A 14,324-nucleotide genomic window follows, 5' to 3' on the forward strand; every position below is an offset into this window, starting at 1 on the left:
TGAAGATTACAGTCTTAGCATACAAAATGAATTCTTATTAAGTCTTTGTGTAATTCTTAATTAATCCTTAATTAACTCGCGAGCTTTATTCTCAAGATTGCGGTAAAGCCATCCGCTCGATTGTAACAAGAAATTTGGCCGTACATATTTTCCATGAAGTACTTCGATATATAGAGACCTAGTCCTGACCCATTCTTCCCTTCAACATTTTTACCTCGATAATATTTGTTGAACAGTAGAGGCAATTCTTCTTCGTTAATTCCCGGTCCAAAATCTTCAATATGTAGCTCCAAATAATCCTGGATAATTTGTGACTTAATCGAAATTCCTGTTCCTGCATACTTATATGAATTGCTTATAATATTATCTATTACCTGCTGCATTCGTACGGGATCGGTTAAAATAATACAAGGTGGAATTGGTTCATAGACGATTTGATGATCGTAATTGACGTTTTCAAACATTTCAGCAAGTATTTCACTCGGTTCCTCAGTAACGGTTAATTTTAACTGTTGTAGTTCTTCTAAAGTAGCGTGAAACATATCCGTAACGAGTAAGTTAATTTGCTCTGCTTTTGAATTGATTGTGTTGACGTGTTTCATCATCTTTTCATCTTTTATTTGCATCAACATTAACTCACTAACCGCTTTTATCGAGGCAATAGGTGTCTTAATATCATGACTTATTGTGGCTACAAGCTCTTTTTTACTACGGTTGGATTCATACTCTCTTTGACGAGCAGCATAAAGTTCTTCACGTAATAAATCAAAGCTTTCCGTGAATGCCCCAAAGTAATTGTTCTTATCCATATTTAAAGGAATATCTAAATTACCTCTAGCAACATTGGCTGCGAAATGTTGCAGTTGCTGAAAAGGTTTCAATAATGTTCTATTAATATATAAAATATATATAATGCTAACAATCGCTAATAAACCTACTATTAAGCTGAAGGTTATTAGTAGTTCTTTTTTCATTTGTTGCACTATTTCTTGTTCGTTATTGCGGATAATTATTTTCCCTACGACTTTATCATTTTGCATTACATCTATAATCGTATCTCTATTTTTAATGGCATCGTATACATTGTTAAAATGATTGTTCGGTGTTTGATACATTACGTTTTCTAAGTTATCTATAATCGTAAGTGGTTGTTGAAAGCCACTACTATCCATTGTTTGTGTAGTAATGTTCCCCCAATTTTTTTCGACGATTTTAACGACTTCATTAATCGCTACAAGATTCACTTCTGAAATATTTTTATTGTTCATCATCATGATTTGAAAAGCTATTCCCGTAGAAAAAATAACTAAAATCATGCTAATAAGGAGTTTTACTCTCATTTTTTGTTATCCTCTAAAACATATCCTGTTCCCCATATCGTTTTTATAAATTGCGGGTTCTTTGGATTGTCTTCGATTTTCTCGCGTAAATGCCGAATATGTACATTTAGGGTGCCATCCCCGACAAAGGAATCTCCCCATACATTTTGAAACAATTCATTTTTAGTGATGATACGATTTTTATTATTCGCCAAATAATATAGCAGTTTATATTCCATCGTTTTTAGTTGAATATCCATCCCCTTTACTCGAACACGATGAAGTTTCGTATCAATTTGGATCTGTCCAACCTCTAAAATGTCTTGTTGGTCGCTAGAACTATTGCCATATCTTTTGAGTACTGCTTTTACTTTTGCTAGTAAAATACTGAGTGTATATGGCTTTTGAATGTAATCATCTCCTCCGATGTTAAGTGCAATGAGAACGTCGTCATCGCTGGAACGAGCACTTATAAATAAAATTGGAATCTGCGTCGTTTTACGCAACTTTTTACATAAATCAAACCCTGATGCATGTCCGAGGTTAATGTCTAGAAGAATCAGTGATGGCTCATGTTCCTCCAAAAAAACCTCGCACTCCTCAGCACTTGGTACAAATGCTGTTTTGACTTCAAACATATTAAAATATTCACAAGTTGTTTCAGCTAAAGCAATCTCATCATCAACAATTAAACAATCTAATTTCATTGTAAATCTCCTAGAAAAATACTTTTTTACTTGTTTAATAGAATATTTAAATTATACATTAAATTGAATAAGTACGTAAAATTTATGGATATAATTACATATTTTAAAAAAATAAAATAACTTCTTTATACATATTTTCTACCTCTAAATTTATCAATACTATAAAAATAAAAAAATTTCATATTTATGCAAGACTATTTAAATTTAAATCTTTTAAGAAGGAGTTTTGTAATTTTATGTCGAAATCATAAATTGGTAAAATAATATATTTTTGGAGGTGCTTTACTATTAAACTAAGCAAAATTCGCATAATAAACTTTAGAAGTATCGATGAAATGGAATTTAATTTATTTGACTTCACTAGTCTTATCGGTCCCAATAATTGTGGGAAATCAACAATTATTCGTGCTATTGAAATTCTACTTAATCAAGTAAAACCTAGTGCTGATGAATGGAAAAAAGGGTTTGAAGATAAAGAAATAATTATTGAAGGATTATTTGAAGATCTTGATGAGTGGGAAAGGAACACTCCTGGAATAGCCGGAATAGTAAATAATGGTAGTATCAAACTCAGAGTTGTAGCAAGAATTGAAAGAGAAGGTAAAGTTGAAACTACTTACGAAGCTTTTATTAAGCAATATGAGATAGTAGGCTGGGCAGAAAAATGGGTAGACTTAGCTCCTGAAATTAAAGAAATAGCTGCAACTTTAGAAATCGAAAGTGGAACATTATGGAGGACTAAAGCTAATAAGGAAAGAGTAAAAGAAAAGTTAATTCAAGAATGTCCTGAGCTATTTACAGAGATTGGAGAAGACTGGACTTCTGAAAATATTAGTATTTCTGCTGCATTAAAACAAGCATTACCCACAGCTGTTATAATACCTGCTGTAAAAAATGCAGAAGATGAAATCAAGTCATCAAACACAACAATTTTTGGAACATTATTAAACCAAATCATACTACCTGCTATCCAACAAATGGATGAGTATAATGAGTTAATAAATGTTGTAAATAATATTTCAAGAAAATTATCAGTTGATACAGATGATAGTGTCCCAATTATAAAGGAATTAACCGAAGATATAACCAATAGACTTTCTTCAATAATAGAATCACGTGTGAAAATTACAATGTCTGCACCTGATACAAATAAATTTGTTGGATCAAATACTACATTATTAATGGACGATGGTACTGAAACTGTAATAGGTAGACAAGGTCACGGTGCTCAAAGATCATTAATTTTCGCTCTAATTGAAGTTCTTGCTAATAGAAATTCAAGTATTGAAGAACAGGGACAACATAAGTCTATGATACTATTATTCGAAGAACCAGAATTGTATCTTCACCCTCATTTGATGAATAGACTTAAATTTGCTCTAAAGAGTATTTCTGAAAAAGAGAACTGGCAAGTTTTAATTAGTACACATTCGCCTTTCTTAATTGATGTTGTAGATAATCCATTATCATTAGTAATCTTAAGTAAAAATCAAACTAATGATTCACCTGAAAAAAATCAACTGTCACATGATCCTTTTAACGATCTTCAAACACGTGAAGATGAAAAGAATGCTTTAAGAGCCGCCTTGGATTTTAATCCAACGGTTAATCAAGCTTTTTTTGCTAAAAGAGTTGTCCTAGTAGAAGGTGATACTGAATTAGCTTTATTTAATCACTCAAGTAAATTGCATAATTATTTTGGAATCCAAGAAACCATTTATAATAATACAACTATAGTATCATGTGGTGGAAAATGGACAATTGTCCCCTTCGCCAAATTATTAATCGCTTTTGGTATTCCTTTTAGAATAGTGCATGATACAGATAGAAAAAATAGATCAAATGAGGAGTTATCTACCATATTACCTATCGATCCTTATAATGCAAATGAAAAAATAAAAACTGCAGCTAATGGTCAACCAATTTTTTTAGTAGAAGATACATTAGAGCATTTGCTTTGGAGCTCAGATAGTACTATAGCTTCAAAAAATAAACCTTTTGAAACCTGGAAAAGAGTTCATACTCTATTAGAAGAACCTGAACAGTTAGAACAACATCCCAAAATTAAAGAATTATTTGAGTTTGTTTATAATTGGTAATAAAAATAGAGGCTAGGGGCAACTTCAAAAAACACTATTTTTCTCGTTAAGGAAAATGGTGTTTTCTTATTATTAAGGAAATTACTTCTCTTTATAGGAACGATTTCAGAGAGCATTACCTGATCCTATATACTCAAGAGAAATGCTGTTCCACGAGGAGTCGCCCCTTCACTCTAATTAATTTATAGAGTATCAAATTCGTATTGTAGTTGTTCACCAATTTCTTTAAATTCTCTACTTATATTCCATCCTCATTGGTAACATTGCCTTTACTATAATGCCTATTTAAGTTCATTTAAAATAAATTCCCCACATCTTCTCTCCACCTAAAACCGCATTCCATCTTTGAGGATTAAAGATATTGCCCTCATTTTTAAACATTTTCGATCCCATTATGACCGCTTTTCAAACCTGTTTTCATCATTTATGAAGAAGCAATGCATTGACAAGACTTTAATGGATTTTGGAATACAAGACTTTATTTTGTGGTTACCATTCTTCAAGCAAAGCTACTTCTACACATTGTGCTGGGTTTACACGACAACATATGTGATGCTAGTAGGTTCAATCCCCCATTTATCCCTACCAATTTACTACTTCATAAGCGCTAACTTTTTGCAATTACATCATTCTATCGTCAGTCCACATTGTTAGATTCAAAATGCTCCAGCAATGCACGCACTTCATCTGTGGATTTCGTGTTCATTAATTGATTTCTTAATTCACCCGCTCCACGGAATCCTTTGACATAAATTTTGAAAAAGCGATGAAGCCCTGTGATGGAACGTGGTAGTACTTCTGCATATTGATCTTGAAGGTCAAGTTGCAGCCTTAAAAGATCCAGGTACTCTTTACTGCTATGCTCTTTCGGCTCCTTTTCAAAGGCAAAAGGATTTTTAAAAATACCTCGCCCAATCATCACACCATCAATACCATATTTTTCAGCAAGCTCCAGCCCCGTTTGACGGTCAGGAATGTCTCCATTGATGGTTAGTAGTGTATTTGGTGCAATACGGTCACGTAATTTTTTGATTTCCGGAATTAGCTCCCAATGCGCATCTACTTGGCTCATTTCTTTTCTTGTACGTAAATGAATCGAAAGGTTCGCAATATCCTGTTGTAAAATATGCGTTAGCCATTCCTCCCACTCATTGACATCGCTATAGCCAAGTCGTGTTTTCACGCTGACAGGCAGTCCACCCGCTTTTGCTGCTTGAATCAGCTCTGCCGCAACGTCTGGACGTAGAATAAGACCACTGCCTTTCCCTCTCGACGCCACATTCGGTACAGGGCAGCCCATATTAATATCGATGCCTTTAAACCCGAGCTCTGCCATGCCAATACTCATTTGACGAAAATATTCGGGATTATCTCCCCAAATATGTGCCACCATGGGCTGCTCATCTTCTGTAAAAATCAAACGGCCACGCACACTTTTCATGCCCTCTGGATGACAATAGCTATCCGAGTTTGTAAACTCAGTGAAAAATACATCCGGTCGACCGGCTGCACTTACTACGTGACGAAAAACAACATCGGTCACATCTTCCATTGGTGCAAGTACAAAAAATGGTCGTGGTAAATCACGCCAAAAATTATCTATCAATTTAAACTCAATCCTCTCATTATGAATACCACTTCAAACTATCAGTCAAAAATATGAAGCCAACTGTTCTACTTCTTTTACACTTATATCATGCTTCATTACTCATTATCAAACACAAGTACATTTATACTTTGTGAAAATCGACCATGTTTATTTTAACGAAAATCGATGCTGAATGGTATTGTTATAAACCAAACAGCAGATGATTTAAATTTTTTATATACTATCTGAGTTTTGACCGGATGTAGTGACTTTTTGCTCGGATACCGTTGCTTTTTGACCGGTCATCCCGGGCTTTTGCTCGGATACAGCCAGGTTTTGCTCCCACTAGATTGTTTTGACCGGTCACTGGCAAAAATTTTAAGTTGATTTATATAAGCCATTTAATCCTAACAGAAATGGGTTTTGTGTTGAGTGGTAAATAATCTAGAAAAAATTCATTAATTTCATTTCATTGAAATAATTTCCACACCCTTTCAACCTTTAACTTTTGTTCGCAAAAAAATATTCTTCGTATTAGTTTCTACGCTAACAACGCGTATATACCGCTATATTAACGAACAATAAAACACAAAAATAAATAATTATTCGTATTTAAATAGATTTAGTAATTGTGAAATCAGTTCAAATATGCTATTTTATTATCTGATTAAATAATCTATCACCCCCATATAGTCCTGATAATTGGGTTCAGGAGTTTCTACGGAGCAACCTTAATTGCTCTACTATGGTTGGTGCATTTCTTTTATTGTATAGAGCGCATTTTTTTATTGTATAGAGAGCATTTCTTTTTTATATAGATAGCATTTCAATTACTTTATTAGGCCTTTATCTTCATGAGGTTTTGTATCACGAATAGTGTCGTTTGTTGCTCCGCATATGGTGGCGTGTTGAGGGGAGAACAAGATGGACATTTGGAAGGACATTTTAGCAGCACTTAGTGGAGTATTAAATGCTTTACCACAGGGGCTGCTCGCACTTACATTCGGTTTCGCTTCCATTCCTACTGCACTTGCATTTATGGTCGGTGCGTTTGGGAATGCAGCAACGAGTAATGTCGCAGTTATTTCGTATCAGGCTGAAACGATTACATTAGCTGGTACAATGGGGAAAAACATGAGGGAACGACTCTCTATGATTTTCTTTGGCGCTGCAATTTTATTAATTATCGGCCTTTTTGGTATTTTAGAAACTATTATTGATTGGATTGGACCTATCATTACGGCAGGTATGATGGCCGGTGTTGGACTTATGCTTTCTAAAGTGGCATGGGACATGGCGAAAGGTGATCGCATCGTCGGTATCGCTTCAATGTTAAGTGCTTTCATCGTCTACTTTGCCACGAAGGACTTAGTATACACAATCACAGCATCTGTTATTTTATCTAGTGTGGTGTATGCATTTACTAAAAAAGAAGGCAATAATCTTGCCGAACGCCCTAAGGTTAAAGAAGGGTTTCATTTACAAAAATTAATTGTTAATCCAATGGTTATCCGTGGAGCCTTAGCAATGGTATGTTTAAATATCGGAGCCAATATTGCGTTCGGTAAAATCAATGGTGAAATCGCAAATACTGATGTCAATGTAGATACATTAACGATTATTAGTAGCTTGGCAGATATGGTTTCTTCATTATTCGGTGGAGCTCCTGTTGAAATTGTCATTTCAGCGACTGCAAGTGCACCTCACGCTGTTTGGTCAGGCGTTTTGATGATGGTATTGATGGCCATCGTTCTGATTACAGGGCTTCTGCCTAAAATCGGAAAATATGTACCAAGCTCTTCGATCGCAGGTTTCTTATTCGTCTTAGGTGCAATTGTTACTTTACCAGGGAATGCTGCAATGGCATTAACAGGCGAAGGTGCGGGAAATGGCATCGTTGGTGGTGTGACAATGGTTGTTACTGCCATTACTGACCCATTCCTTGGTATGTTGTCAGGAATCATTGTACAATTTCTTATGACTTTATTCGGATTTTAATGGAGGATTCATAATATGAACACATATACATTGACAATCGGCACTTTGACAAGAGAGCTTCCGATTATACCTATCTCTGATTCTTTAAGTATTGCTAGCTTTGTTATTCTTGGGGATACGGAAATCGTCAGCGTGACAGCACCTATGCTTGCTGATAAATTACCAGAAGTCGATCTTTTAATTACAGCTGAAGCAAAAGGGATTCCTTTCGTTCATGAGATAGCGAAGCATTTGGAAATGCCACGTTATATTGTTGCGAGAAAGTCAATCAAAGCATATATGGAAGACCCACTTATTAGCAAAGTAAATTCCATCACAACACAAAAAGAGCAATTTCTCTGCCTTGATCGAATGGATGCAGAATTCATTAAAGGCAAACGTGTTGCATTAATTGACGACGTCATTAGTAGTGGTGAATCCCTTCGCGCACTTGCAGAACTTGTTGAAAGTGCAGGCGCAAACATCGTAGCACAAGCAGCGATTTTAGCAGAAGGCGATGCAGCTAATCGCGACGACATTATATTCTTAGAAAAACTACCACTTTTTGAGTAATTGGTAACAGTGATTATATCTTAACAAAAGGAAACACCTTCGACGATTAATCTGCGAAGGTGTTTCTTTTTGTTCTATTATTATCGTGACATCTTAATCATTTTCATCATGCCCGTTTTTTCACTAAGTATGTTTAATTGCCTTCTTTTCAAATAAGTTACGAAACACACTCCACATGTTACGAATGACTATCCCCATTCATCAACTATTGTTCGTATCCATTTTATATGACTTAATCACTGCCACCAGTCACTACACCTTAAAGCGATTTACCGCCCCACTTAATTGATCACTTAACTTCTCCAGCGTTTCGGCTGCATCCGTCACAGATTGAATGGCACGAAGCTGTTCATCTGTAGAGGCACTCACTTCCTCACAGGCTGCGGCTGTTTCTTGTGAAGTAGCCGCCATCATTTGGATTGTTTCCGTGACGTCGTCTTTGTGCGCTGCTACTTTTTGAATTTCTTCATATACCGAGTCAATCGAATCTTGCATATCTGACATGAGCGTCGAGATTTCACTAAACGTTGTTTCAGTGGCATTGACGACGTTGCCTTGTCGTAGGAAGTGTTCACGTGTTTCGCCCATTTGCTCCGTGACGAGTCGAGACTCTGCTTGTAGCTCTTGAACGGTCACTTTTACTTCTTCTGTCGAGCGTGCCGATTGTTCGGCAAGTTTACGCACTTCTTCGGCGACGACTGCGAAGCCTTTGCCATGTTCCCCTGCACGTGCGGCTTCGATGCTTGCATTCAGTGCAAGTAGGTTCGTTTGTGAGGAGATTTCTGTAATAGTCTCCATAACACCGCCGATCGCTTTCACTTTATTTTCCAATGTGCTGATCACTTCAAACATCGATCGTAAGTTTCGCTCCCAATCATTGAAGGACAGTTTCAGCTCGTGCATTTTAACTTGTCCATCGGTGTTCATTTCGCCGGTTTTCATTGCGATATCCGACATGATTCTGGCTTTCACTGTGATTTCGTTAATTTGCTGACCAAGTAGATCTGCCCGTTCAGTGACGGTTTCTGCGTCTGCCGCCGATTTGGAAGCACCTTGTGCAATTTCACTAACTGCGTGAGAGACTTCGGTACTTGAAGCGCTTGTTTCTTGAGCAACCGCACTTAAACTTTCAGAATTCGCTCGGACGTTTTCCACAGAGCCATTCACGACCGTAATAATCGTATTCATATTGTCGATCATTGTGTTGAAATTCTCTCCAAGCTCACCAATCTCATCTTTCGTTTTAATATCGGAACGGACGGTCAAATCTCCTTTAGATACAGCATTCATCAGTGATTTTAGCGTACTGATCGGTTTGATTGTCCGACTAATCACGAAATATAACACCGTAAATAAGACGACTAACGTAACTAATGCTACTAACAGCATGTTGTTTCGTAGCTCTATTGCGGATGCGTTTATATTTTTACTTTCATAGGTTGCTGCCACTTTCCAATTCAGTTCCGGAATCGTTGTAAAGAGCAACACTTTGTCGGCACCTTCATAATTATAATGGATGTTCCCGTGATTCTTGCCTTCCGTATACATTTCCTTAATAAAAGGCAGTTCCATCATATTTTCACCGCTCAACGTCGGATGAACAATCGCCACCCCCTCTGGATCCAGTAGAATTGGATATCCATTGTAGCCAAGTTCCACTTCGAGAATAGTATTAGTAAGCGCAGATAGCTCTATGCTAATACCAATAACCCCTACAAGTTCCCCATTGCGTTGCACGGCTTTAGCTGCGGTAATCGCATAATCTCCCGTTGCCGCATCAATATATGGGTTCGTCCAATAAACGGCATCAGGATTGCTGACCGCTCCTTTATACCAACCACGGCTTGTTGGATCAAAATCTGAACCTAAATCTACATATGGAATGTGGATCATTTCTTTCGTTGGGAATGCAAAATAAATGAATGCCGCATCACTGTAGGTGTCTAAAAATTGGGAGAACTCCTTCTCAAGAACTGAGCTAGTATCGTTTTTAGGCTTGTCTACTTCCATGAAACCATCAAAAGTACGAGAATTGGATAACTGGTCGATCCCTTTTTCATATTGTTCTAGATAATTTTTGATGGAGACGGACATCTGATTAACAAAGACCGTGCTTTGCGCGACAACACTTTCCTCCGTTTTATTCTTCATTTGCATGATACTGATTACGCTCATCGTTGAGACACCGACAATGAACAGAATCATCACGATTAAAATAATTTTCGTTTTGATTGATTTGTACAAACTGAATCCTCTCTCTCTATTTGGATTTTAGTAATTATAACACAATTTTCTGTTTTTTCTTTAAATTTTTTAGTCTATGTATTCATTTCTCTTCATTTTTTTGGTGTCAAACGATTTAATTTACATAATATTACATATAACTTTTTGCCTAAATATATCTTTAGCGCACCATATTTTAACAATTATTTTTATGTAATTTTGGATTATAGCCTTTTACAATGTGGTGGCAACCTGGGGTATGGTAATACATGTAGTGGTAGTTCGTGAAAAACGTTATCTTGCATGAGCTACCATGACAGTACAATAGTTTAAAAGAGAAAGTGCAATAATAAAAACATCCAATTCAGAAAGGGCTAGAAGAAACTCAATCTGAATTGGATGCTTAAAAAGAAAAGAAATTCAATTACCAAGCGTGTCATTTTACCTTTTGTTGTTAATATAATCGTGTGAAACGTTGATTTCTGCTCTATTCGGCTTCAATCAACTCGCGAGTTATTTTTGATTGCGTTTCATATAAAAACACGCTTCTTATTTTAATAATCAACATACCTGTAAGTTTATATGTGAAAGATGTTTTTTCAAAACACTTTCTACTGTTCCATTCCTGCAATGCCAAATCCTCCAGGTCCCGCATGGGTGGAAATCATTGCACCTGCTTGCATCCACGTGACATTTTTAAAACCTGTTTCCTTTGCAATTTCCTCCATTCGTCTCTTAATACTTTCATCAAGTCCGATAGAGTAGATCAAATACAGCTGTTTTCGATCAATGTCGTATTCGTTTAAGTAGTCACGCATCAGTTTTTCCGCAACGATGCTCATATTCCCACGATATTTTCTAGTTGACACAAGCTTTCCTTCTTTTAATTCAATGCACGGCTTTATTTTTAACAACGATCCTCCAATATAAGCAATGTTACTTACCCGTCCACCCGCTCTTAGAAAGTCTAAACTGCCCGGAATGAAAGCCAGCCTTGTTTTAGGAACGACGGCTTCTATTTTTTCTATTAAGTGCACATGGTCAATGGACGGTTCTTCCTCAAGCAGTGTGACTGCATACATCACGATGGCACCTAATCCACCTGTCACGTTCAGTGTATCAATGAGGAAAAGATCTTCAAAATCTTCCGCTGCAATTAACGCACTTTGAAAGGAAGCAGATGCTTTTGACGTATAACCAATGTGAATAATGATGCTATCAGGGAAATTCATTCTGATTTTTGTAAATAAATTATGATACTCCTGTACATTCGTTGCAGCTGTAGATGGGATTTTCTTAGTGCGACGATGATAATCAAACACTTCCTCTACCGATAGCTCACCATCTAAATAATCCTTTCCATCCATAATGACGTGCATCGGTACTACTTGAATTTGATATTTTTCAACCAGGTCTTTCGGTAAATCCGCTCCACTCTCTGTCGATAAAATAATCTTTCTCATTGTACATTCCTTCCAATCAACGCAGCCATTCCTGCGTATTTATTTTGATTTATTCTAAATATACACTAAATGGGTAAATTATCCATTATAATACTCGGAAAGTTCATTCACTAAATGGCATGTCAGCATTAAACTGGACAAAAGTTATAGGGGGTTTTTGTTTGAATTTCACTGGTGTAGAGGCAACATTAAGCTTGACGATTATGTAACATCATCTATTGTTTCTTTAATTAATTTTACGATACTTACTTGCCACTATCTTTACATGGTTTAAACCTAGGATTAATGTAAAAGCAGACGGTTTTGAAATGCATCATCGCAAGAAAATCAAACAAGTGATTTTGGGATGAACAATTAAAAGAATACATAGGAGAAAAAGTAGTGAATAACATTTTAATCGTTTTATTAATTCTAACAGCAATCAGCCTTTTCATAATTTCAGAAACAGAGTTTATTGGAACATTTTTAAATGATATTTTAGTTTTATTAGTTCTTCTATCCTTTACAGTTTTGTTCTTAAACAGGAAGAAAAAATGATTTACATCAAACTCTGCATATAATTGCACTTTCAAAAAAGGATGGGAGTTCACTTCCCATCCTTTTCTCTCCTGCTTTTCTTCATGTAATGAGCAAGTCTTTATTTTCATTTCACCATGACTTTATTCTTTATGTCACGACTTTATTATTTCTTTACATCAGCTAGTTCAACCCACGCCACCGCTTCACAATGCGGTGAGTGTATGGGGCAACACATGGGGTGCTAGTGGGGTTATTTATATAGGCTAGGTTCCCAATAGCAAATAAATCTAGGTAATATCGGGAATTATCGAGGGGTGAAAAAATATGTTAGTCCCCTGTCCTTGTTATCATCTTTAAGCGAATGTCTAAATGTGCAGTAATGCGCCATTCGGCTTTGGTAACTCTCGCTCTGTTATCTGATTCATTTTACAAAAATGCTTAAAAAATTGTTGTGCTAGCTCTCGTTCCTTTGGGTCACTTTTCAGCGAAACGATATCAAGCAAAATTTGAGCCATCCATAAATTATCAAAATAACGATATTTGCCGGTATTCCATGACATTGTTTGAGGGGATTTTTTGTTCATGTAATATTTCCAGAAAAGTAACTGATCTGATTCCTGTTCCGTAAGTTGAAGCTTGTATTTTGAATGAGCAGGAACATTTCCATCTTCACAAAGCTTACCGATAAAATCTTCATTTACCATATAGACACCTAATATACGTCTATCTTTTTCAGGCTTGCTGGCATCTATTGCCGTTAACAGAACAGCGCTATTTTGGTGCAAGCGGCTCGGCTTGTTTGGCTTTCCTTTGTTATTTCCACTTTTAATTGCGCCCGAAAAAATGTTCCACTCTGAAACAGCACGACTCTTTTCTTCTATGTCACACCAAAAAACCATTTGTGATTCTGGATGAAGTTTATGATGTTTCATCAATTTTTCGTGTTCCAAGCGAAGTTCCAGTTTTTTTCGTTGTTGTTTTCTTTCCTCTTCCTTCTTCCACTCAATCTCTTTTCGTTCCATTTCCCGCTTTTGTATAATTTTATCAAGTGAACTAGCATCACCTTTATCCTGTAGTTTCAGATGCTTTTCAAATGCATCCGGGAAAATAAACATTTTATTTTCCGATGCGAAATGTATTTCAATAATAGAATCATTTTGTTTAACTATACTCCCCATGCCAAAAAGCTTGTGTGTAACTTTCTTATTAATTAGATTCATTATTCTAGCCCTCCTTGTAAATGTTTGATTTTTTTATTTTTCCCAAAAACGATATAAAAAAACGTATCCAAATTCTATCTGTAAAAAAGGCAGCTGAATTCGAAATACGTTTCAAAAAATAATTGTAAAACTATTATAACATTTTTTTAATAAATTCACAAATTTATTATTGACAACACATTTCAAGGAGAGGTAAAATAAAATTTTGTTCTCCACAAACCCTTAAATTAACTATGAAGTAAAGTTCTAATACCAACCATATTAGCTCACTTTAATAATAAAAGCAGACGGCCAATTAGAGGTGCGACACCAGCACTTCTAAACCGTCTGCTTTTTATATTTCAACGAATATTAAATTAGCTATTCCACAAAAACACATGTTAATAAAAGCTCTGTTCAAAAAACGCTTAAATGAGATTTAGTCAGCTAGTTCAAGCCAAGCAACCACTTCACAAAGTGGTGAGTGCTGACTGTGGACACAAAATTATAACAGAGATGTAGTGGGTTCACCAAAAGCATATATTTAAATTACTCCCAACGCCCGAAACACTGAATCAATCCGATCTGCGGAAAACACTGGTTGCACTTTCACCAACAAAACAGGTGAAACTGTTTGTAAGTCCATCACAGATGATG

The 14,324-nt window shown here is 36.0% G+C and carries 9 protein-coding genes and 1 riboswitch; of the genes, 3 read left to right on the forward strand and 6 right to left on the reverse strand.

Going from position 1 to position 14,324, the window contains the following annotated elements:
* Window positions 1-71 precede the first annotated feature (71 nt).
* On the reverse strand, window positions 72-1,340 hold the full coding sequence (locus tag AC3II9_RS04595) for a HAMP domain-containing sensor histidine kinase (RefSeq protein ID WP_489153522.1): 1,269 nt from the start codon (window positions 1,338-1,340) through the stop codon (window positions 72-74).
* A complete protein-coding gene (locus AC3II9_RS04600) occupies window positions 1,337-2,026 on the reverse strand; it encodes a response regulator transcription factor (RefSeq protein WP_489153523.1) in 690 nt (229 codons plus the stop codon). Before AC3II9_RS04600 ends, AC3II9_RS04595 begins: the two co-directional genes overlap by 4 nt.
* A 302-nt stretch (window positions 2,027-2,328) precedes the next feature.
* On the opposite strand from AC3II9_RS04600, the gene AC3II9_RS04605 reads away from it, so the two are divergent.
* Complete coding sequence (locus tag AC3II9_RS04605) at window positions 2,329-4,125, forward strand: AAA family ATPase (protein ID WP_489153624.1); 1,797 nt, start codon at window positions 2,329-2,331, stop codon at window positions 4,123-4,125.
* Window positions 4,126-4,762: 637 nt separating this feature from the next.
* On the opposite strand, the gene AC3II9_RS04610 is transcribed toward AC3II9_RS04605, so the two are convergent.
* Window positions 4,763-5,731: a tRNA dihydrouridine synthase gene (locus AC3II9_RS04610; RefSeq protein WP_489153525.1), complete on the reverse strand. Its 969-nt coding sequence runs from the start codon at window positions 5,729-5,731 to the stop codon at window positions 4,763-4,765.
* Window positions 5,732-6,378: 647 nt separating this feature from the next.
* Window positions 6,379-6,479: riboswitch (purine riboswitch) on the forward strand.
* Between the two features lie 158 nt (window positions 6,480-6,637).
* On the opposite strand from AC3II9_RS04610, the gene AC3II9_RS04615 reads away from it, so the two are divergent.
* Window positions 6,638-7,711 (forward strand): NCS2 family permease, encoded by a 1,074-nt coding sequence (locus AC3II9_RS04615; RefSeq protein WP_489153527.1) that lies wholly within the window; start codon window positions 6,638-6,640, stop codon window positions 7,709-7,711.
* Window positions 7,712-7,726: 15 nt separating this feature from the next.
* Window positions 7,727-8,263, forward strand: a complete 537-nt coding sequence (locus tag AC3II9_RS04620) for a phosphoribosyltransferase family protein (protein ID WP_489153528.1) — start codon at window positions 7,727-7,729, stop codon at window positions 8,261-8,263.
* A 252-nt stretch (window positions 8,264-8,515) separates the two neighbouring features.
* On the opposite strand, the gene AC3II9_RS04625 is transcribed toward AC3II9_RS04620, so the two are convergent.
* The 3 genes from AC3II9_RS04625 to AC3II9_RS04635 form a co-directional block, all read right to left on the reverse strand.
* Window positions 8,516-10,507, reverse strand: a complete 1,992-nt coding sequence (locus AC3II9_RS04625) for a methyl-accepting chemotaxis protein (RefSeq protein ID WP_489153529.1) — start codon at window positions 10,505-10,507, stop codon at window positions 8,516-8,518.
* 590 nt (window positions 10,508-11,097) lie between these two features.
* A complete protein-coding gene (locus tag AC3II9_RS04630; protein ID WP_489153531.1) occupies window positions 11,098-11,949 on the reverse strand; it encodes a DegV family protein in 852 nt (283 codons plus the stop codon).
* 884 nt (window positions 11,950-12,833) lie between these two features.
* The gene (locus AC3II9_RS04635; RefSeq protein ID WP_489153533.1) at window positions 12,834-13,688 is read right to left on the reverse strand and encodes a malate synthase; all 855 of its coding nucleotides are present in this window, start codon (window positions 13,686-13,688) and stop codon (window positions 12,834-12,836) included.
* Window positions 13,689-14,324: the final 636 nt, after the last annotated feature.

It is taken from the genome of Lysinibacillus sp. RU7, assembly GCF_057837305.1.